The sequence below is a fragment of the Streptomyces sp. NPDC090499 genome, assembly GCF_044769305.1.
Classification (GTDB): Bacteria; Actinomycetota; Actinomycetes; order Streptomycetales; family Streptomycetaceae; genus Streptomyces.
The window spans coordinates 21,274-42,238 of the sequence record NZ_JBIVXP010000031.1 but is presented as its reverse complement, the minus strand read 5'-3'; the positions used below and the strand labels follow the sequence as shown (position 1 = coordinate 42,238).

Here is a 20,965-nt window from a genome sequence, read left to right as displayed (position 1 = left end):
GGGGGTTGGGGGGGGTTGGGGGGGGGGGGGGGGGGGGGGGGGGCGGGGGGGGCCCCCCGCCCCCGGGGGGGGGGGGGGCCCCCCCCCCCCCCAACCACACTCCACCCGCGCCCTCACCACCGGCACCGGCCCGGCAGACGCTAGATCACCTCCGCAAAAGTCACCGTGCGCTCCACGAGCAACGGCCACACCACCCCCACGACGACCTCCTTGAAGTGCTCGGCCGCCTTGTGCGCCTCGAACCCCTCCCGGTCCACGTACCGCTCGTACAGCAGAAACCCACCCGGCTCACCCTCCACCACGTGCACGTCGTACATCAGGTTCGCCGGCTCCGTGCGCGTGGCCTCCCGCGCCTTCAGCAGCGCGGCGCGCACCGCGGCAGCGTCGGCGGGCGCGCAGCGGTAGCGGGCGACGACTGTGTATGCCATCCGTCTTCTCCTCGGAACGTGTCTCAGAACGTGTTCGGTCCGCCCGATTCCAGCATGGATCATGCGCCCCACGGCTCGCGCGCAATGCAATCTATGCCTGCCCCCGCGGGACTGGTGGACCCCCTCCCACATGGTGTGTTGTCGCAGACGGCCCGCACGGCCGGCACCGCGGACGACGAAGGAAGTGATCTCCATGCGCACTCTGGAAACCCTCTCGGGCGGGGAGTGGGTGCGGACCGGCGACTGGATCGACGTCCACGACCCGGCCGACGTCCGCACCCCCCTCGCCCGGGTCCCCGCCCTGTCCGCCAAGGACGTCACCCGGGCCTACGACCACGCCGAGCGCGGCTTCGCCGTCTGGAAGCGCACCAGCCCCTTCGAGCGGGCCCGTGTCCTGACCGAGGCGGCCCGCCTGGTCCGGGAGCGGGCCGGGGACATCGCCGCCGACGTCACCGCCGAGAACGGCAAGACCGTGGCCGAGGCGACCGGCGAGACCATGAAGGCCGCCGACTTCCTGGAGTACTACGCCGGCCTCGCCCGCCAGGGCTACGGCACCCTCCTGCACGACGTACGCCCGGACCACCGTACGCACACCCAGCGCGAGCCGATCGGCGTGATCCTGGTGATCAGCCCGTGGAACGACCCGCTGATCACCCCGGCCCGCAAGCTCGCCCCGCTGCTCGCCACCGGCAACGCGGCCGTGTTCAAGCCGGCCACCGAGACACCGCTGTCGGGACTGCACCTCGCGCGCGCCCTGCACGACGCGGGCCTGCCCGCCGGGGTCCTGAACGTCGTCACCGGCCGGACCGCCGAGATCGAGGAGGCCCTCCTCGACGACCCCCGGATCGTCGGCATCACCTTCACCGGCTCCAACGCCGTCGGCAACCGCATCCGGCGCCGCCTTGCCGACCGCAACGTCCGCTTCCAGGGCGAGCTCGGCGGCAAGAACGCGTCGGTGGTACTGCGCGACGCCGATCTGCCGGCCGCGGCGAAGGCCGTCGTGGCCGCCGCCTTCGGCCAGGCCGGGCAGCGCTGCACGGCCACCAGCCGGGTGATCGTCGAGCAGCCGGTGCACGACGAGTTCGTCGGCCTGCTGGTGACGGCGGCAGGGGCGCTCACCGTCGGCCCCGGCACCGACCCGGCCACCACCCTGTGCCCGCTGTCCAGCCCGAAGCAGCGCGACAGCGTCCTCGCCGACCTGCGCCGGGCGGTGGAGCAGGGCGCGACCGTGCTCACCGGCGGCCGGGCGGACACGGCACGGCCGCACGGCTGCTATGTGGAGCCCACCGTCCTCGCGGGCATCACCCCGGAGATGGCCATCTGGTGGGAGGAGGTCTTCGGACCCGTCCTCGCCGTCCGTGCGGTCGACGACTTCGCCGCGGCCGTGGAAGCCGTGAACGACTCCGAATACGGGCTCGCCGCGGCCGTGTTCACCCGTGACCTCGGCTCGGCGTACCGGTTCGCGGACGAGGCCGAGTGCGGGCAGGTCGCGGTCAACACGACCACCACCGGCTGGGACGTCCATCTGCCGTTCGGCGGCTTCCACGACTCCGGGACGGGCTACAAGGAGCAGGGCGAGGAGGTCCTGAGGTTCTCCACGCGCGTCAAGACGGTGGCCGTCCACTTCGGTGCCCCGGAGCGGGCCCATGGCTGACGAGACGGTCGGCGTCGTCGGCGCCGGCATCGTGGGCCTGGCCACGGCCCGGGAGATCGCGCTGCGCCGCCCCGGGACCCGGGTCGTGGTCTTCGAGAAGGAGCATGAGGTCTCCCGGCACCAGACCGGCCACAACTCCGGCGTGGTGCACGCCGGCATCTACTACGCGCCCGGCAGCCTCAAGGCCGACCTGTGCGTGCGGGGCGTGTCCCTGCTGCGCGAGTACTGCCAGGACCGACGGCTGCCGTACGACGAGATCGGCAAACTGGTCGTGGCGGTCCGCGAGGACGAGCTCGGCCGGATGCAGAACCTGTACGAGCGGGCGAAGAACAACCACGTACCGGAGTTGCGGAGGATCTCGCGCGAGGAGATCAGGGAACTCGAACCGCACGTCGGCGGCATCGCGGCCCTGCACTCACCGCGCACGGCGATCACCGACTACCCGGCGGTCGCCCGCTCCTTCGCGAAGGACGTCACCGACTCCGGCGGCGAGGTGCGCCTGGGCTTCCCGGTCGCCTCGATCACCACCGTGCCCGCAGGCATCGAGGTCGCCTCCGGACAGGACCGGGTCCGCGTCGACCGGCTGATCCTCTGCGCCGGCCTCCAGTCCGACTCCGTCGCCAGGCTGGCCCAGGACGAGCCGGAGCCCCGGATCATCCCCTTCCGCGGCGAGTACATGCTGCTCAGGCCGGACCGCACCCATCTGGTGCGGGGCCTCGTCTACCCGGTGCCCGACCCCCGCTACCCCTTCCTCGGCGTGCACTTCACCCCGCGCGTCGACGGCTCGGTGGAGGTCGGCCCCAACGCCGTCCTCGCCCTCGCCAAGGAGGGCTACCGGCGCAGCCGGGTCTCGCCCCGGGACCTGCTGGCCCTCGCCGCCTACCCGGGCGCCTGGCGGATGGCCGCCCGGCACTGGCGCACCGGCATCAAGGAGTACCGCGGCTCCTTCTCCACGGCCGCCTTCATGAAGGACGCCGGGCTGTACGTCCCGGGCGTCGGCGTCCGCGACGTGGTGCGCGGCGGCGCGGGTGTGCGCGCCCAGGCGCTGGACCGCGACGGCACCCTCGTCGACGACTTCCGCATCCACCGGGTCGGCCGGATCACCGCCGTCCGCAACGCCCCGTCGCCGGCCGCCACGGCCTCCATGGCGATCGCCGAGCACATCACCGCGGCCGCCTTCGACGACGCCTGAAACAGCGCCCGTATGCCCCGCGAACAGCGCACTTCCGCGCAACAACAGCTTGCGCTCCGGGGTCTCCGCAAGAGCCCGCGGTTTGCCTAGCGTTCCTTCCGCACCACCCCAAGTCTTCGTCCGAGAGAAAGAGCTCGCCCCATGTTCGTCGTCGACACGCAGATCCACATCTGGAAGGAAGAGACCCCGGACCGCCCCTGGGTGCCCGGCGCCCGGGAGCGGATCCGGCTCAACGGCCATCGCGAGGACCCCTTCTCCTACGAGGAGGCCCTGGAGCTGATGGACGAGGCCGGCGTGAACCGGGCGCTGATCCTGCCGCCGTCGTGGGAGGGCGACCGCATCGACTACGCCCTGGAGGCCTGCGAGGCCCACCCGGACCGGTTCGGCATCATGGCCCGCATCCCGCAGAACAGGCCCGAAGAGGGCAAGGCCATGCTCGAGGACTTCGCCCAGAACCCGCACGTGAAGGGCACCCGGCTCACCTTCCACCGGCCGCAGGACCGGAACTGGATGATCGACGGCACCAACGACTGGTACTGGCCGATCGCCGAGGAACTGCGCATCCCGACCATGGTCCACGCCCCGATCTGGAAGCGCGAGCTCGGCGAGATCGCCGCCAGGCACCCCGAGCTGAAGATCATCATCGACCACATGGGCATCATGGCCCGGTGCGTCGACGACGCGATCGGCTACTGGGTCTCGGAGACCGCCGACCTGCACGTCCACCCGAACATCTACGTCAAGGTGTCGGCGCTGCCGGGCTACTCCACCCAGCCGTTCCCGAACAACAACATCCAGAAGTACGTGCGCGAGATGGTCGACAGGATGGGCCCGCAGCGCTGCTTCTACGGCACGGACATCACCCGGCTGCTCGGCCACGGCATCACCTACACCGACACGATCGAGCAGTTCACCAAGCACTGGGACTTCACGCCCGAGGAGCTTGAATGGATCATGGGCCGCGGTATCTCCGAGGTCCTGAACTGGCCGATCGAGGGCTGAGGAACCACCGGCGATGACCAACACCCCACGGACCGACGGCGGCGACGCCGTCGTCTCCGCCTTCAACGCGGCGGGCGCCGACCACGTCTTCTGCTCCTCGGGCTCCGAATGGGCCCCGGTGTGGGAGGCACTGGCCCGCCGGCACCGCGACGGCGAGCCCGCCCCGCGCTACCTCGACCTGACCCACGAGACCGTCGCCGTGGGCATGGCCACCGGATACGGGCTGATCGCCCGGCGCCCGCAGGGCGTCCTGCTGCACGCGGCGCCGGGCCTGCTCCAGGGCTCGATGGCGGTGCACGGCGCGCTGCTGGCCGGCGTCCCGATGGTGGTCGCCTCGTCCGAGTCGACGACGTACGGCGACGCCCCCGGGCACGACCCCGGCGGCCAGTGGTACCGCAACCTGTCGATCGTGGGCGGCCCGCACGGCGTCGCCGAGCCCTTCACCAAGTGGTCGACCGAGGCCGCCAGCGTGCACACGCTGCCCACCATGATCACCCGGGCGGCGGAACTGGCCTGGCGGGCCCCGGCCGGGCCGGCGTACCTGAACATCCCCCTGGAGATCCTCCTGGAGGAGTGGGACGGCCGCGAGGCCAAGCCCGTCGTCCGGCCGGGGTCCACGCACAGCTCGCCGGAGGAGGTCGACCCGGTAGCGCAGCTGATCCGCGAGGCGGCCAACCCGGTGATCGTCACCGAGACGGCGGGCCGCGAGGCGGGCGGCTTCGAGGCCCTGGTCGCCTTCGCCGAGGCCTGGCACATCCCGGTCGTGGAGCCGGACTCGGCGGTGTGCGGCAACTTCCCGCGCACCCACCCGCTGCACGCGGGGAGCGACATCGGCCCCTGGATGGACACGGCCGACCTGATCCTCCTCGTCAACTGCCGCGCCCCTTTCTACCCGCCCTCCCGCCGCCCCGCCACGGCGAGGATCGTCGTCATCGACGAGGTCCCGCAGCGCCCGCACGTCGTCTACCAAGTGCTGTTCGCCGACGCGTACCTGGAGGGCAACGTCACCAACACGCTGCGCCAGCTGACCAAGCGGGCCAGGGACCTCGACGAGCGAGCGGTCGAGGTGCGCCGGACGGCGCAGGAGGAACGGCACGCCGCCGAGCGGTCCGCGATCGCGGCGGCCGAGGCGAAGGCGGCCGAGGCCAAGGGCATCGACCCGGTGCTGGTCGCCGCCATCCTGCGCCGGCTGCTGCACGGGCAGGACGCGATCGTCGTCGACGAGACCATCACGCACAGCCGCATCGTCAAGCGGCACGTCCAGACCGCCGACCCGGACTCCTACTTCTACGTCCAGGGCGGACTCGGCCAGGGCATCGCGGTCGCCCTCGGCGTCAAACTCGCCGCAGGTGAACGGCCGGTGGTCCTCACCATCGGGGACGGCGCCTTCACCTACAACCCGGTGATCCCCTCGTACGACGCCTCGAACGCGTACGAACTGCCGCTGCTGATCGTGGTGTTCAACAACCGTGTCTACAAGTCGATGAACCTCAACCACCGCCGCTTCTACCCCGACGGCGCGGCCGCCGAGACCGGCGAATGGCTCGGCACCGATCTGCACCGGCTGCCCCGGCTCGCCGACTTCGCCGAGCCGTTCGGCATGCACACCGAGACCGTCGACACGTCGGAGGCGCTCGCGCCGGCGCTGGAACGCGCCCTCAAGGCCGTGGCCGAGGGCACGACCGCCGTCGTGGACGTCCTAGTCACCCGCTAGCCAGGAGACCCACCGCCACCATGTCCAGCACCCCCGCCAAGATCCTGGTGCCCGCCGACGACCTGCGCGCCTTCTGCGCCGCCCTCCTCGAACAGGGCGGACTGAGCGCCGAACACGCCCGCACCACCGCCGACGTGCTCGTCTGGGCCGCCCGGCGCGGCGTCGACTCGCACGGCACCGCCCGCGTCCCCGCCTACCTGGACCTGCTCGCCAAGGGCGTCGCCAACGCGCGGCCGCAGATGACGACCGAGTCGACGGCCCCGGCCGCCGCCGTTCTCGACGCCGACCGCGCCCCCGGCCCGGTCGCGCTGACCGCCGCCGCCGACGAGGCGGTACGACGGGCCCGTGAGACCGGCATCGCCTCGGTCGGCGTCCGCCGCACCGTCCACACCGGCGCCATCGGCTACTACGTGTCCCGGATCGCCGAACAGGGCCTGCTCGGGCTCGGGTTCGTGGCCGGCATGCCCAACATGGGCTACACCGGCGTCAAGGGCGCGGCCGTCGCCACCAGCCCCCTCGCCATCGCCGTACCGGCCCGCGAACACGCCCCGCTGCTGCTGGACATGGCCACCGCCACCATCGCCCTCGGCAGGATCCGCCAGGCGAAGGCGAGCGGCACGCCGTTGCCGGAGGGCGCGGCCGCGACGGCGGACGGCACCCCGACGACCGACCCGGAACTGGCGGTCATGCCCCTGCCGCTGGGCGGCGCGAAGGGATCCGGCATGTCCCTCGCCTTCGAACTCCTGACCAGCGTCCTGGTCGGGGCCCCGATCTTCGCCTCCTTCCACGCCGGCGACCGCGAACACCGCCAGAACGCCCTGCTCGTCGCCGTCGACCCGGCGGCCTTCGGCGACCCGGAGGCCTTCGTCGCCGCGGTCGACGACACCCTGGGCACGCTGAAGCGCCTGCCGGTCGCGGAGGGCGCGGACGGGGTGTTCTACCCCGGTGAGCGCAGCGCGGCGGTGGCCGGGGAGCGAGGGGCGAAGGGCATCCCGGTCGCTGCGAAGGTGTGGCGCGAACTGACCGGGCATGCCGAGCGGTTGGGCGTGTCCGTGCCGCGGCTCGAAGGCTAGGCGCTTCGCGGGAGGTTCCTCCCCAACGCCCCTTGGGAACCAACGCCCCTTGGGAACCAACGCCCCTTGGGAACCAACACCCCTTGGGAACCAACACCCCTTTGGAACCAACGCCTCTTCGGAACGCTGCCGAACCGAAGCGGCCTTCGGCGGACCGGCTCGACCTTGTGAGCGACGGTCCGTCCGTGCCTCGTCAGGGGCGCGGGGAACTGCGCGACCGGCCGCAGACAGCGGTCGGTCGCGCACCGGCAGCACACCCCGAGCTGTCAGGCGTCCCCTCCCCGCACCGCCCGCACATGACGCGCGATCAGCGCATACACCTCCCGCGCCTTCGCGTCGTCCTTGCCGTCGTAGCCGTGATCCACCCCCGCCACGTCGTGGTACTCCGCCAGCGCCCCCACCGCCCCCAGCCGTGAGGCGTACCGCTCGCCCTCCGCCCGCAGCACGTCGAACTCGGCCGTGATCACCAGCGCCGGGGCGATCCCCGTCAGATCGGCCGTGTCGGAGGGGTGGGCGGGGGAGAGCAGCGGGTCGGCACGTCTCTTCGGCTCCGGGACGTACGCCGAGTTGAACACGTCGGCCATCCAGGGCCGCAGCATCGGCCTGGCGACGGCGGCGCGCTTGTCGGCGAAGTCCGTCGCCAGGTCCAGCGGGGGATAGTGCAGGACCTGGAGGGCGATCGCGGGACCGCCCTCGGCCAGCGCCTGCCGGGCCGCCGCTGCCGCGAGTCCGCCGCCTGCGCTCTGCCCGCCGACGGTGAGCCGGGCGCCGTCCCAGCCCTGTTCCGCCGCGTTCTCGGCGACCCAGCGGACCACCTCGTAGGCCTGGCGCGGCGGAGCCGGGAAGCGGTGCTGCGGGGCGACGACGTAGTCGACGTTGACCACGGCCACCCCGGCCTCGGCGGCCAGGAACCGGCAGAGCGGATCGTCGAGTTCGGTCAGCGACATGACGAAACCGCCGCCGTGGAAGTTGACGTGCACCGGGGGAGCGGGCACCGCGGCCGGCGGCAGGTACACCGTGGCGCGGGCCGGGGCGACGGACGTCGGAATGGTCAACGTCCGTACCGTGCGCGGGAATTCGGGGAACCGGGCGTGCGAGGCGGCGTCGGAGCCCGGGCCGCTCCGGCGCCTGCTCGCGAAACCGGTCAGGCGCTGCAGGGCCTTCGCGGCGAGCGCGGCGGCCGTAGGGTGTGCCAGAAGGGACATACGGCTCCGATCGAAGGGGCCTGGACCACGGGACGGCCCCCGGTGGGGGCCGATCGACCATCAGGAATCCTGCTGATCGTCCGGTGACGATATCCCCCGCTCCGATCGAGGTGTCAAGCCCTGCGGCGATCAGCGGGAGCGGCGGCCCGGCTCGTCGTGGTCGCGGGGCGGGTGGCAGCAGGGGCCGTGGGCGGGCGGCTGCGCCGGCATCCCGGTGTCCTTGAGCGAGCTCACGCAGGCGGCGAACTGGGCGCCCTCGATCATCCGCTCGCTGTCGGACGTGGCCTCGGCCAGGCTCGCGCAGGACAGCGCGAGCAGTGCGGCCCCCGCGACGAGCGGCAGTGCGCGGCGCGGTGGCGGCGGGGCGAGCAGCGCCCGGACCCGCTGTGGCACGGCGCCCCCGGTCGCCGCGAGCGAGGCACCGGCCGGGGCCTTGGCCGAGGCGAGGGCCGCGCGGCCCACCGCGCGTGCGACGACCGTCCGGTCCCCGACGTGTTCCGCGGCCTCCTCGTCGGCCCACCGCTCCAGCACGAACCCGCCGGTCGCGGCGAGCGGCCGCAGCAGGGGGCAGGCGGCGGCGGTGAGCCGCCAGGCGGTCTGGAAGAGGTGGTGGCGGCCGCGCAGATGGGCCCGCTCGTGGGCCAGCAGGGCCTCCCGCTCGGTGCCGCCGAGGCGGCGCAGCATCCCGTGCGAGACCACGATCCGGCCCGGCGCCCCGGGGAGCGCGAAGGCGTGCGGCGACGCGTCGTCGAGCACGGCCAGCTCCAGGTCCCCGGGCAGCCGTGCGCACTCCCGGCGGGCCCAGAGCAGATGCCGGAGCTGCCGTACGGCGGCCACCGCGAGGCCGGTGAGGGAGGCGAGCAGGGTGACCGTCGCGACCGCGGACACCGTGAGGTACACGGGATCGTCCGCGCGCAGCGCCGTGACCGACCAGCGGCCCTCCTCCGCGACCTCGGGGATCTGCGCGAGTCCGGTGAACGCCAGCAGCGCCAGCGAGCCCAGCCAGCCGAGCGCGGTCACCAGCGCGCCGCCGGCCAGCGCCCAGGCCGCCGGGCGCGGTGCGAACCGCCGGGCGAGCCGGGGTGCGAGCCCCGCGAGGACCACGGTGACCAGGAAGGGGACGTAGACGCTGACGGTCATCGGCTCACGGTCCTTCGCCGGTGGGACCGCCGTCGTGCTCCCCGAGCAGACGCTGCAGCAGCTGCTCGTCCGCCGCGGAGAGTTCGGAGACGAACCGGCTGAGCACGGCCTCCCGGTCGGAGCCGCGCTCCAGCAGGGTGTGCATCCGCTGGGCGGTGTCGGACGCCTCGTCGCGCACCGGTGCGTACGCGTAGCCCCGGCCGGCCCGGTGCCGTACCAGCATGCCCTTGTCGTGCAGCCGGGACAGGATCGTCAGCACGGTCGTGTAGGCGAGGTCCCCGGGCAGCCGTTCCTGGACCTGGCGGGCGGTCAGCGGCTCGGACGCGGCCCACAGGGCGGCCAGTACCCCGCTCTCCAGCTCTCCGCGGGCCCGCCGGCCGGATGCCTCGCCGGTCTCGTCGTTCTTCCGGTCGCGCACCGTTCACCGTCCTTCAACCAGCGTTCGAGCCCACAGCCTACCCGGACTGCTACTACGGCATGTAGAACCGGGGCCCGGCGCCGGAGAACTGCACCGAAGCCGTCTACTACAACTTGTACGAGTTCACCTACTACATGTTGTAGAGTTTCGCCGCTCCACTCCACCTGCGGAGTCTCTGCGGAGGAACCCACCCATGCCCCACCCCGGAAGTACGGTGCATCTGCGCGCCCTGGCGGCCGCCGCCCTGCGTCCCCGGCCCGCGCGTGCCCCCCGGCCCGCGACGCCTGCCGAGCGCGTCGTGATCGTCTCCGCGAGCATCGGCGCGGGCCACGACGGCGCCGCACGTGAACTGGAACGCCGGCTGACGGCGGCCGGTCTCACGGTCGACCGGTGCGACCTGCTCGACCTGCTGCCCGCCCGGCTCGGGCGGGCCGTCCGGGACAGCTACCACCGGATGCTCGTCCGGGCACCCTGGATCTACCAGCGCGTCTACACCAGTACCGAACGCGCCGGCGGCGGCGGGCCGCTGGCCCGCGCCCTGCTGCGCACCGCCGAGAACCGCATGCGCGCCGCCCTCCCCGCCGGTACCGGCGCCGTCGTCTCCACCTATCCGGGCGCCAGCCGCGTCCTGGGCGGACTGCGGCTGACCGGCCGCCTCGACGTGCCGGTGTTCACCTACCTCACCGACTTCTCGGTGCACCCGCTGTGGGTGGCCGAGGGTGTCGACGTCCACCTCGCCGCCCACGCCGTACCCGCCGCGCAGGCCCGCGCCCTGGGTGCCCGGGACGTCCGGGTCGGCGGCCCGGTCGTGGACCCGCGCTTCCGTCCCGCCGACCCCGAGCGGCGCCGGGCGGCCCGGACCCGCTTCGGACTCCCCGCGGACGCCCCGCTGGCGCTGCTGGTAGCCGGCTCCTGGGGGGTCGGCCCGGTCCGGCAGGTCGCCCTGGAACTGCGCGACTGCGGCGCGGCCGTACCGGTCGTCGTCTGCGGCCGCAACGAGGCCCTTGCGGAGCGGCTGCGCGCCGACGGCATCGAGCACGTCCACGGCTGGGTCGCCGACATGCCGGGCCTGATGCACGCGGCCGACGTACTGGTGCAGAACGCGGGCGGGCTGACCTCGCTGGAGGCCTTCGCCGCCGGGCTGCCCGTCGCGAGCTACCGCTGCATACCCGGGCACGGCCTCACCAACGCCGCGGCGCTCGACGAGGCCGGGGTCGCCGCCTGGATCCGCGAGCCGGGCGAACTCAAGGACGTCCTGGCCGACCTGATCGACGGCCCGCGCGGCCTGCTGCAACGCGAGGCGGGCCGCGCCCTGTTCGCTCCCGCCGGAGCGGGACCCGCCGACGAGATAGCCCGCGCCTGCCGCACCGGCGGCCCGCTGCCGGCCCCGCCCCGCCCCGACCGGCTGCCGTCGCCCCCGGCGGACCCGGTCGGCCGCGCTCCCGGCCTCGCGCCCGCCCGGCGCGGGCCGCGCCGGGCCGTCCGGCGCCTCGCTGCCAGCGGGGCCGTGGCCTGTGCCCTCTGGGCCGGCGCGGTCGGCACCGCGGTCGCCACGACCGGCAGCGGATCGGGCGTCATCCACGCCATCGGCCACACCCTGGACCTCGACGACGACACCCACCCCGGCGGCCCGCACCAGGAGGACCACCACTCGTGACCACGCCCGTACGCCTGCTCCGCACGGCCGCCCTCGCCGCCCTCCCGGTACTCGCCCTGCACGCGGCCCCCGTCGTCTCCACCTTCGGGCCGCTGCGCAACCGCACCATGCCCCGCCTCGCCGGCCGGGGCCGGGCCGACCACGTCGCCCTCACCTTCGACGACGGCCCGGACCCGCTGTCGACGCCGTTCTTCCTGCGCGCCCTGGACGAGCGGCGGGTCCGGGCCACCTTCTTCCTGCTCGGCCAGCAGGCCCGCCGCTCACCCGGCCTGGTCCGGGAGATCGCCGCGGCCGGACACGAGGTGGCGATCCACGGCTGGCTGCACCGGCCGCTCCTGCTGCGCGGCCCCCGGGCCACCCATGACGACCTGGCCCGAGCCCGGGACACGGTCGGCGAGCTCACCGGACAGGCGCCGCGGCTGTTCCGTCCGCCGTACGGAGTGATGTCCACCGCGGCCCACCTGGCCGCCCGCCGGCTCGGCCTCACTCCGGTGCTGTGGACCTGCTGGGGCGAGGACTGGACCGCCCGCGCCACCCCGGACTCCGTCCACCGCACGGTCGTACGGGACCTGGACGGCGGCGGCACCGTCCTGCTGCACGACTCCGACTGCACCTCGGCACCGGGCGCCTGGCGCTCGGCCCTGGGTGCGCTGCCGCGTCTCCTGGACAGCTGCGACCGGCGGGGACTCACCGTCGGGCCGTTGCGCGAGCACGGCGTCTGACGGCCGGTGCGTACGCTCGGCGCAGTACGGTGCGTAAACCCTCGCAGTAACTTACTTGAGTTACGCAACGATATGGTAAACTGGCCGGTATGCCCACAGAACCGCTGCCAGACGTCCCCGCCGCCACCCCCGAGGTCGTGGAGATCGAGCGCGCCCTGACGCGCATCACCTACCTCAGCACCCGGGCCCGCCAGCACGAGCGGCTGATGGCCCTGGCCGGTGTGCCGCTGGACCGCGCCGCGGTGGCCCTGCTGCGCCAGGTCGCCGACTCCGAGCCGCTGCGCCCGGGGGAGCTGGCCCAGCGGCTCGGGGTCGAGGCGTCCCACGTGACCCGCACGGTGCAGCAGCTCCAGCGGTCGGGCTACGTCACCCGCGTCCCCGACCCCGACGACCGCCGCGCCCAGCGGATCGAGCTCACCGACGCCGGCCGGGCCGCCGTCGACCGGGTCCGGGACGCCGGGGCACGCGGCATGCAGCTGGCCCTCAACGACTGGGAGCCGGAGGAACTGCGGCAGCTGGCCACGCTCTTCCACCGCATGGTCGACGACTTCCTGGCCTACGCGGTGGAGGACGAACCCGGTCAGGAGACCGCCGACACGGTGCCCCCGGCGTCCCGGGCCGTGTGAGGCGGCCGCGGTACGCGCGCGGCCGGGCCGACGGCCGACCCGGCGCGGTGCGGGCCGGTACCGCCCGGTAATATCCGGCGGCAGGTCGTCAGAGGAGGCTTCGTGGCCCGGTCCGAACGTTCACCCCTGCTGCTCGCGGGACTGCTCGCCACCGCCGGGGTCGCCCACTTCGCGGTGCCGAAGCAGTTCGACGCGACGATCCCGAAGGCGCTGCCCGGATCCCCGCGGGCCTGGACGTACGGCAGCGGGGCTGTCGAGCTGGCACTGGCGGCGGGGATCGCCCTGCCGCGTACCCGCAAGGCGGCGGCCCGGGCGGCCGCCGCCTTCTTCGTGGGTGTGTTCCCGGCCAACGTGCAGATGGCCGTCGACTGGCAGAAGCGGCCCGAGCCGCTCAGAACCGCGGCCCTCGCCCGCCTCCCGCTCCAGGTCCCCCTGGTGCTGTGGGCGCGCGGGGTCGCACGCAACGAGGAGGGCCGATAGATGGCGGCACCTGTCGAGGTGGGAAGCACGATCGAGGACTTCGCGCTGCCGGACGAGACCGGTACGACGCGGACCCTCACGGAGCTGCTGGCCGACGGGCCGGTCGTGCTCTTCTTCTACCCCGCCGCCCTGTCGGCCGGGTGCACCGCCGAGGCGTGCCACTTCCGGGACCTCGCCGCCGAGTTCGCGGCCGCCGGCGCCCGGCCCGTCGGGATCAGCGGGGACAGCGTGGAACGCCAGCAGGAGTTCTCCGGGAAGCACACGCTCGGCATGCCGCTGCTCTCCGACGCGGACGGCACCGTCCGGGAGCTGTTCGGCGTGAAGCGGGGCTTCTCGCTCGCCCCGACCAGGCGGGCCACCTTCGTGATCGCCCAGGACCGTACCGTCCTGGAGGTCGTCCGCAGCGAGCTGCGCATGAACACGCACGCCGACCGGGCGCTGGCCGCCCTGCGTGCCCATCGGGGCTGAGCCGACGCAGGTGGTCCGCGCTTGATGCGCCGGGACATAGGTCCCATCCTGGGGCGTATGGAGCGTGTCGCCGCCGCGGCGATCATCGATGCCCTGGGCCGGGTGACGGGGTGGAGCGAGGGTGCGCGGATGCTCACCGGGCACCGGGCGGAGGAGGTCGTGGGCAGACCCGCCACCGACCTCCTCGCCGAGCAGGTCCCCGCCGAGGCGGTGGCCGCCCGCCGCGGGACCGTGGCCCTGCGGTGCGCCGACGGACGCCGCACGGAGATCGCCCTGAGCGCCTGCCCCGTCCTCGGCCCCGACGGCGCCACCACCGGCTACGTGCTCACCGCCGACCCGCCCTTTCAGGCCGACCCCACCCTCGCCGGCCAGGCCTTCCAGCAGGCCTCCATGTCCATGTCGGTCTTCGACCTCCGCCAGCGCTACCTCCGCTCCAACGCCGCCGCCTGCCACGTCCTGGGCGTCCCCGAGGAGGCCCTGCTGGGCCGCTTCTTCCTGGACACCGTCGAGGAGGCCCCGCACGGCGAGGGCTTCCTCCGCCATCTGCGCCAGGTCGCCGAGACCGGCAGGCCCGTCCGCTACGAGAGCTTCACCGGCGCCCCCGTCCTGAACCGGGAACACGCCTGGAGCATCGAGATGTGGCCGCTGCGCGACCCCGACGGCGAACTCACGGCCGTCGCCCTCGCCGCCTTCGACAGCACCGAGCAGTACCTGGCCCGGCTCCGGCTCGCCCTCCTCAACGAGGCGGCCAACTCCATCGGCACCACGCTCGACGTGGTGCGCACCGCCGAGGAGCTCGTCGAACTCCTCGTCCCCCGGTACGCCGACTTCGCCAGCGTCGACCTCCTCGACTGGGTCCTCGGCGCCGAGGAACCGCTCACCGTGCCGGAGGGCGACATCGCCCTGCGCCGGGTCGCCCACGGCTCCGTGACCGAGGGCACCCCCGAGGCCGCCGTACGGCTGGGCGAGTCCGAGGCACACCCGGCGGTGTCACCGCCGGCGCGGGCGCTGCGGGAGCGGCGGGCCGTGGTCGGCCAGGCCGGCGAACCCGAGTTCCGCCGCTGGGTCGAGGAGCGCAACGCCCGCGCGCCCGAGGGCCGGCCCTACCGCGAGGGCGTCCACTCCATGATCGCCGTACCCCTGCAGGCCCGCGGCGTCCTGCTCGGTGTCGTGGTGGGCGTGCGCATGCGCCATCCCGACGACTACGTCATCGACGACACCGTCTTCGCCGAGGAACTCGCCAGCCGCGCCGCCGTCTGCATCGACAACGCCCGCCGCTTCGCCCGCGAGCGCTCCACCGCCCTCGCCCTCCAGCACAGCCTGCTCCCGCGCGGCCTGCCCCAGGCCGCCGTCGAGGTCGCCCACCGCTATCTCCCCAGCGGATCGCAGGCCGGCATCGGCGGCGACTGGTTCGACGTGATCCCGCTCTCCGGCAGCCGGGTCGGCCTGGTCGTCGGCGACGTCGTCGGCCACGGCATCCCCTCCTCCGCCACCATGGGCCGCCTGCGCACCGCCGTACGCACCCTCGCGGACGTCGACCTGCCCCCCGACGAACTCCTCACCCACCTGGACGACCTGGTCACCCACCTCGCCGCCGACGGCTCCGGCGAGGAGGTCGCCGAACTGGGCGCCACCTGCCTGTACGCCGTCTACGACCCCGTCTCGCGACGGCTCAGTCTTGCCGCCGCCGGGCATCCGGCACCCGCGGTCGTACTGCCGGGCGGCGTGGCCGAGCTGATCCCGATGAACGCGGGGCCGCCGCTCGGCGTCGGCGGTCTGCCCTTCGAGGCGGCGGAGCTCGAACTGCCCGAGGGAGCCGTCGTCGCCCTCTACACGGACGGCCTGGTCGAGGACCGCGACCGGGACGTGGACCGCGCCATCGAGGAGCTGTGCCGCGCCCTGAGCGCACCCTCCGACTCCCTGGAGGACCTCACCGACAACGTCCTCAAGGCCGTCCTGCCGGAACAGCCGGCCGACGACGTCGCCCTGCTGCTGGCCCGCACCCGCGTGCTCGGCGCCGACCGGGTCGCCACCTGGGACGTGCCGCCCGTCCCCGCCGAGGTGGCGCACTTCCGGCAGGCGGCCGTCGAACGGCTCACCGACTGGGGCCTGGACGAGGCCTCGTTCGTCACCGAACTCGTCGTCAGCGAACTCGTCACCAACGCCATCCGCTACGGCGAACCGCCCATCCAGCTGCGCCTGATCCGCGACCGCGCCCTCATCTGCGAGGTCTCCGACGGCAGTTCCACCTCACCGCACCTGCGCCGGGCGCACGCCTTCGACGAGGGCGGCCGCGGCCTGCTCCTGGTCGCCCAGCTCACCCAGCGCTGGGGCAGCAGGCAGACGGGCAGCGGCAAGACGATCTGGGCCGAACAGCCGCTGCCCGCAGGCCCGTTGCCGGTCGCCGGCGAGTGACAGGCTCCTCGCCCCTACTCGAAGTCGCAGCCCGGGTTCGGCACCGACTCCGAGTACGGCGAGCCGTGCGGCAGGATGTAGAGCACGTCCAGGACCAGGTCGGTGTCCCCGAGGTTGGCGCCCAGGTGCACGTCGCCCGGCCCGCCCGACTCGTACACCGTGCCGCCCCGCCGGTAGACGCCGTCCTCCTTGCAGTCCGAGTGGAAGTGGCTGAGCGTGCCCTTCTGGACGTACCCGTAGACCGGGCCGTCGTGGTAGTGCCAGCCGGTCGTCTGGCCGGGCGGGACGGTGATCTCCCGCAGGACGTAGTCCGTGTCGCCGACGGTGGTCTGGCTGAGCACCCTGCCGGTCACGCCGGGGCCGGCGGGGGTGGCATGGGCGGTGCCGCAGGTCAGCAGAGTGCCTGCGGCCACCGCCCCGGCCATGGCGGTACGGAGTGCGGTACGCATGTGTGGGGGCCTCCTGAACCGAAGATCGAGTACCTTCGTGAACATAGGCCCCCGCACGGCCGGGCGAGGCGCGAACGGCCCAATCCGCGCACGAGCAGGTGACGTTGCCGCCGACAGCGCCGGACGCCGCCCGCCACGCCTCGCCCGCGTCCGCCGCGACCTGGGCGAGGGTGCGGCCCGAGCGCGCCGAACGGGCCCGCCGCGGGTCGGGCGTGCCGTGGCCGTCCGAGCGGCCGGCCCGCTTCTTCACGGGCAGCCGGGCGTCCTCGCCGTCGCGGCCCCGGAACCGGGTCAGGGCGTACTCGCCGTGCAGCTTGGAGCCCGTGCAGCCGGAAGGTGGTGTGCCCGCGCTCCAGCGGCTCCGCGAGGCCGGCCGGGTGCCCCCTGCGGTCGTGGCCGACCGGTTCGTACCAGCCGTGGTCCCGGACGATCACCGTGCCACCCCCGTACTCGCCCTTCGGGACCGCCCAGGACTTCAGGATGCCGCCGACCTGATCGACCCGGGCCGGGGCTCCCTTCCGCGGTGCGGGCCGGGCTGACACGATCTTCCCCGGACGGGTACCGACGACCACGCGGAGTACGCATGACGACCGACCGGGGTACGGCAGGACGGGCACAGGGCGCCGCCGGAGCCGAGGTGAGACCCGTCGCCGGATACATCGGGGCCGAGATCACCGGGGTCGACCTCGCCGCGGAACTCGACGACGCCGTGGTCGCCCTGATCCGGGAGGCCGTGCTGCGCTGGAAGGTCGTCTTCTTCCGCGACCAGCGGCTCGACCACGCCGGGCACGTCGCCTTCGCCCGCCGCTTCGGCGAACCGGTCGTGCTCGGCCGGCGCGGCAGCGCCTCACCGGCCGGCTTTCCCGAGGTGGAGACCACCGCCGACCGGCTGGAGCTCGGCGGCCGGTTCGGGATGGAGCACGAGGAGTGGCTCCGGCGGCGCCGGCACACCCTGCTGCGCGGCTGGCACTGCGACCACGGCGCCCGCATCGACCCGCCCGCCGCGACCGTCCTGCGCGCGGAGACCGTCCCGCCGTACGGCGGCGACACCACCTGGGCCAACCTGGCCGCCGCCTACGCCGGACTCTCCGCGCCCGTGCGCGACTTCGTCGACGGCCTGCGCTCCGAGCACCGCCTCGGCGTCGGCTACCAGCCCCGCTCCGGCGACGACTCCTACCTGCGCCACCTCCTCGACCACCAGGTGGCCTCGGTGCACCCGCTGGTGCGGGTGCACCCCGAGAGCGGGGAGCGGGTGCTGTATGTCAACGGCTACTACGTCGAGCAGATCGCCGGTGTCTCCCGCCCGGAGAGCGCCGCGCTCCTGGAGATGCTGCTCGAACAGGCGGTACGGCCCGAGTACACGGTCCGGTTCCGCTGGGAGTCCGGCAGCGTCGCCTTCTGGGACAACAGGGCCACCATCCACCTCGCGCCCGGCGACAACGCCCACCTGGACTTCCCCCGCGTCATGCACCGGGTGATGCTGCACGGCGAGGTGCCGGTCGGGGTGGACGGCAAGCCGTCGGAGCCGGTGACCGGCACGCAGGTGCGCCGCTGGTGACTCAGGCGGCGGCCGGGCGCCAGCCGAGCGCCGGGCCCAGCCGGGTCGCCATGTCGGTGAGGATCTGCACGTAGTCCTCGTGCTCGAAGGTGAACGGCAGCGCGAAGGCCACCTCGTCGACCTCGCGGAACGCGGCGTGCGCGTGCAGCTGTTCGACGATCTCGGCCGAGGTGCCGACGATGTCCGGCGCGAACAGCAGCCGCCCGGGACCCTGCGGGGCCGTGGTGCGGGGCAGCCGCTTGGCCGCGTACGCCTCGTACCTGGCGCGCTGCTCCGGGGTGGCGGAGTCGGTGGGGACGACCACCAGCCCCTGGGAGACCCGTGCCGCCTCGCCGTCCGGGTGATGGGCGCGGAACTCCCGGATGTGCGCGAGCTGGATCTCCGCGAAGTCGTACGCGTCCGCCTCGTCCCCGGCCCGTACGACACTGCTGGTCAGGAAGTTCATGCCGTGCTCGCCCGCCCAGCGGGCCGAGCCGAGGCTGCCGCCGCCGTACCAGAGCCGCCGCCCGAGCCCGGCGGAGTGCGGCTGGACGACGTCGGAGAACACCTCGAAGCCCTCCACCCCGCTGAAGTCGGTGGCCGGCTTGCCCCGGACGAAGTCCAGCAGCCGCCGCACCCGCTCGTAGCTGAAGTCCTCGACGTCGGCCGTGTCCGGGTAGAGGGCCTCCCTGACCTGCTCGTAGTGCATGGGCGGGCCCACGCTGACCCCCGGGTTGAGGCGGCCGCCGGACAGAATGTCGACGGTCGCCAGGTCCTCGGCGAGCCGCAGCGGGTTCTCCCAGCCCAGCGGGATCACCGCGGTGCCCAGCTCGATCCGGCTGGTCCGCTGCGAGGCCGCCGCGAGGACGGCGACCGGCGACGATATGCCGTACTGGAGGTGCCGGTGGCGCACCCACGCGCTGTCGAAGCCCAGCCGCTCGCCCAGCTCGATGATCTCCAGTGTGGACTCGTGCCCCCGGCCCGGATCCGCGCCGTCGAACAGGCCGATGGTGAGGAAGCCCAGTCTGCGCAGCGGGCGGGGGGTGGACGGCACGGGTCCTCCAGCGGTCGTACGTGGTTCTGACCCGATTGTGGCACCCGAACATTGCGGGAGTGTGATCAGCTCCGGATCGGTTCCGGGTCAGGTCAGGGGGATGACGATCTCGTCCTCGACCGGCGGGTCCAGCTCCTGCGGCCGGTTCCCGGTGGCGGCGAAGCAGCGCAGCCGGACCGCCTCCGGGCCGACGTCGAGGCGCAGGAAGCACTTGAAGAAGGGCGGGCTGTAGGTGGCCGAGCCGGGGGAGAACAGCTGGGTGTAGATCTTCTTCACGGGCAGCCGGAAGCGCGGCCCGCGGTCCGGGCGGCTGCCGGCACCGAGCAGGGTCGCGACCAGGCGGGTGCGGCGGGTGACCCGCGTGTCCGCGGCGGGCGTGCGGCCGGGCCTGATGCCGAGGCGCTCGGCGATCACGGCCGTCGCCTCCGCCTCGCTGAGGGTGAAGAAGCGGCGGAGCCGCAGCCGTCGGCCGTACAGCCGGCTGTAGAACGCGAGCGAGTCACCGCGCAGCGGGTAGCAGCGGAAGTCGTCCTCGGTGACGTTCGCGATCGACACCGGCGGGATGGTGTGGGTGGCGTGCATGAAGGCACCGCCGCCGCCCGCCACCACGTACTGGACGGTGCGTCCGGCCACGTCGACGGGGTAGCGCTGGTAGTTGTGGATGTCGCCGCCGATCGCCGCCACGTAGTGGTGCGCCGGGTCTCGGACGATGTCGTCGACCGTGCCGCCGCCCTCGATCGCGCACGGATGGTGCTCGCCGTCCACGTACAGCGGGGAGCCGGTGACGAGGATCTTCGGACGCGGTCCGCGGGACACCTCCCGCAGCCAGGCGCCCTGTTCGGCGTCGATGGTGCCGAGCAGGCCGGTGTCGATGCCGACGATCCGGACCGGCCCGGCGTCGATCGCCCAGTACGGTCCCGGCTGCACGGCCGTCTGCTCCTGCTGCCCGCGCAACTTCCTCGCGTCGGCCAGGAGTTGCTCGTTCGCCGGACGCGGGCGGTGCCACAGCAGGGTGCGCCACCAGGCGCGGGTGAGCGGGCGCGGCCTCGGTCCGGCCGGGAGCGCCGGGGTGTCGTCGCAGAAGACGCGCATGAACGCGCCGAGGTCCTCGTACCAGTCGTGGTTGCCGGGTATCGCGTAGATCGGCGCCGGATAGTCCCGGTACGGGCGGAAGAACTTGGTGCCGTAGTCGTCGGTGGCGCCCACCGGATAGATCACGTCGCTCGCGATCACCGCGAAGTCGGTGTCCTGACTCGCCTTCAGGAACCCCGGCACGACGGCGTACTGGGAGGCGTCGCCCTCGCCGGTGTCGCCGATCACCATGAACGAGAACCGGTCCGTCTCATGACGCCGGATCACCTTGTCGGCGGGTGCCCCGGCGGCCGCCCGCTGCGCCACCCAACGGCTGCGGGTTCGGCCGGTCGGGTCGCCGAACCAGGAGGCCAGCACACCGTTGCGGGCGGCCCACATGGTCCTCGGGTTGAACCAGAACAGCTTCTCGACATGGCCCGGCATCAGTTGGCGGTAGGCGCCGTGCTCGGCCTCGCCCCAGCCGGCGCCTTCTGCGGTATCGCGTGAGGAGTCAGACACGCGGGAACGGTACAACGATCAATGTCGCGAACCGCATTCGCGGTCGGGGCAACGGTGTACCGGCATCCCGGGGCAGCGAGCGGACTCCGGAACCGTCTCGGGGTGCGCCGTGGCACCCGTCGCCGGAGGCCGGCGAGAGCG

19 protein-coding genes and 1 pseudogene are annotated in these 20,965 nt (G+C 73.6%); 12 read left to right on the top strand and 8 right to left on the bottom strand.

Features of this window, described 5'->3' with window-relative positions; all coding sequences use genetic code 11:
* Positions 1-140 precede the first annotated feature (140 nt).
* Positions 141-428, bottom strand: a complete 288-nt coding sequence (locus ACIQVL_RS49135) for an antibiotic biosynthesis monooxygenase (RefSeq protein WP_362601412.1) — start codon at positions 426-428, stop codon at positions 141-143.
* Positions 429-621: 193 nt separating this feature from the next.
* Between ACIQVL_RS49135 and ACIQVL_RS49130 the strand changes: the two genes are divergently transcribed.
* The 5 genes from ACIQVL_RS49130 to ACIQVL_RS49110 all read left to right on the top strand — a co-directional run bounded on the left by ACIQVL_RS49130 (position 622) and on the right by ACIQVL_RS49110 (position 7,063).
* Complete coding sequence (locus tag ACIQVL_RS49130; protein WP_403441329.1) at positions 622-2,082, top strand: aldehyde dehydrogenase family protein; 1,461 nt, start codon at positions 622-624, stop codon at positions 2,080-2,082.
* A complete protein-coding gene (gene lhgO / locus ACIQVL_RS49125; RefSeq protein WP_403478968.1) occupies positions 2,075-3,274 on the top strand; it encodes an L-2-hydroxyglutarate oxidase in 1,200 nt (399 codons plus the stop codon). The genes ACIQVL_RS49130 and lhgO overlap by 8 nt, the downstream gene beginning before the upstream one ends.
* Positions 3,275-3,415: 141 nt before the next feature.
* Entirely contained in the window at positions 3,416-4,276 is an 861-nt protein-coding gene (locus tag ACIQVL_RS49120) for an amidohydrolase family protein (protein ID WP_403441335.1), read from the top strand.
* A gap of 13 nt (positions 4,277-4,289) precedes the next feature.
* Positions 4,290-5,990, top strand: coding sequence for a thiamine pyrophosphate-dependent enzyme (locus ACIQVL_RS49115; protein WP_403478967.1), 1,701 nt, complete (start codon positions 4,290-4,292; stop codon positions 5,988-5,990).
* Between the two features lie 20 nt (positions 5,991-6,010).
* On the top strand, positions 6,011-7,063 hold the full coding sequence (locus ACIQVL_RS49110) for an Ldh family oxidoreductase (protein WP_403478966.1): 1,053 nt from the start codon (positions 6,011-6,013) through the stop codon (positions 7,061-7,063).
* A 266-nt stretch (positions 7,064-7,329) separates the two neighbouring features.
* Here the strand turns inward: ACIQVL_RS49110 and ACIQVL_RS49105 are convergent, their stop codons facing one another.
* The 3 genes from ACIQVL_RS49105 to ACIQVL_RS49095 form a co-directional block, all read right to left on the bottom strand.
* Positions 7,330-8,268: an alpha/beta hydrolase fold domain-containing protein gene (locus ACIQVL_RS49105; protein WP_403441344.1), complete on the bottom strand. Its 939-nt coding sequence runs from the start codon at positions 8,266-8,268 to the stop codon at positions 7,330-7,332.
* A gap of 129 nt (positions 8,269-8,397) precedes the next feature.
* Positions 8,398-9,408 carry a M56 family metallopeptidase gene (locus tag ACIQVL_RS49100; protein ID WP_403478965.1) on the bottom strand — a complete coding sequence of 337 codons (1,011 nt, stop codon included), beginning with the start codon at positions 9,406-9,408 and terminating at the stop codon, positions 8,398-8,400.
* Between the two features lie 4 nt (positions 9,409-9,412).
* A complete protein-coding gene (locus tag ACIQVL_RS49095; protein WP_403478964.1) occupies positions 9,413-9,826 on the bottom strand; it encodes a BlaI/MecI/CopY family transcriptional regulator in 414 nt (137 codons plus the stop codon).
* A gap of 193 nt (positions 9,827-10,019) precedes the next feature.
* On the opposite strand from ACIQVL_RS49095, the gene ACIQVL_RS49090 reads away from it, so the two are divergent.
* The 6 genes from ACIQVL_RS49090 to ACIQVL_RS49065 all read left to right on the top strand — a co-directional run bounded on the left by ACIQVL_RS49090 (position 10,020) and on the right by ACIQVL_RS49065 (position 16,194).
* Positions 10,020-11,483 carry a glycosyltransferase gene (locus ACIQVL_RS49090; protein ID WP_403478963.1) on the top strand — a complete coding sequence of 488 codons (1,464 nt, stop codon included), beginning with the start codon at positions 10,020-10,022 and terminating at the stop codon, positions 11,481-11,483.
* A complete protein-coding gene (locus ACIQVL_RS49085) occupies positions 11,480-12,205 on the top strand; it encodes a polysaccharide deacetylase family protein (protein WP_403441355.1) in 726 nt (241 codons plus the stop codon). The genes ACIQVL_RS49090 and ACIQVL_RS49085 overlap by 4 nt, the downstream gene beginning before the upstream one ends.
* An 89-nt stretch (positions 12,206-12,294) precedes the next feature.
* A complete protein-coding gene (locus ACIQVL_RS49080) occupies positions 12,295-12,831 on the top strand; it encodes a MarR family winged helix-turn-helix transcriptional regulator (protein ID WP_403441358.1) in 537 nt (178 codons plus the stop codon).
* 102 nt (positions 12,832-12,933) lie between these two features.
* Positions 12,934-13,311 carry a DoxX family protein gene (locus ACIQVL_RS49075; protein ID WP_403478962.1) on the top strand — a complete coding sequence of 126 codons (378 nt, stop codon included), beginning with the start codon at positions 12,934-12,936 and terminating at the stop codon, positions 13,309-13,311.
* Positions 13,312-13,779, top strand: a complete 468-nt coding sequence (locus ACIQVL_RS49070; protein WP_403441364.1) for a peroxiredoxin — start codon at positions 13,312-13,314, stop codon at positions 13,777-13,779.
* A 57-nt stretch (positions 13,780-13,836) separates the two neighbouring features.
* On the top strand, positions 13,837-16,194 hold the full coding sequence (locus tag ACIQVL_RS49065; RefSeq protein ID WP_403478961.1) for a SpoIIE family protein phosphatase: 2,358 nt from the start codon (positions 13,837-13,839) through the stop codon (positions 16,192-16,194).
* A 14-nt stretch (positions 16,195-16,208) separates the two neighbouring features.
* Here ACIQVL_RS49065 and ACIQVL_RS49060 read toward each other — a convergent pair whose 3' ends face one another.
* A complete protein-coding gene (locus ACIQVL_RS49060; protein ID WP_403441369.1) occupies positions 16,209-16,643 on the bottom strand; it encodes a cupin domain-containing protein in 435 nt (144 codons plus the stop codon).
* Positions 16,644-16,785: 142 nt separating this feature from the next.
* Positions 16,786-17,137, bottom strand: a pseudogene (locus tag ACIQVL_RS49055) (DNA polymerase ligase N-terminal domain-containing protein); the annotation flags it as partial.
* Positions 17,138-17,226: 89 nt separating this feature from the next.
* Here ACIQVL_RS49055 and ACIQVL_RS49050 point away from each other — a divergent pair.
* A complete protein-coding gene (locus ACIQVL_RS49050) occupies positions 17,227-18,201 on the top strand; it encodes a TauD/TfdA dioxygenase family protein (RefSeq protein WP_403478960.1) in 975 nt (324 codons plus the stop codon).
* 1 nt (position 18,202) lies between these two features.
* Here the strand turns inward: ACIQVL_RS49050 and ACIQVL_RS49045 are convergent, their stop codons facing one another.
* Positions 18,203-19,234 (bottom strand): LLM class flavin-dependent oxidoreductase, encoded by a 1,032-nt coding sequence (locus ACIQVL_RS49045; RefSeq protein ID WP_403478959.1) that lies wholly within the window; start codon positions 19,232-19,234, stop codon positions 18,203-18,205.
* A gap of 87 nt (positions 19,235-19,321) precedes the next feature.
* On the bottom strand, positions 19,322-20,824 hold the full coding sequence (locus ACIQVL_RS49040; protein ID WP_403478958.1) for a metallophosphoesterase family protein: 1,503 nt from the start codon (positions 20,822-20,824) through the stop codon (positions 19,322-19,324).
* Between the last annotated feature and the right edge of the window lie 141 nt (positions 20,825-20,965).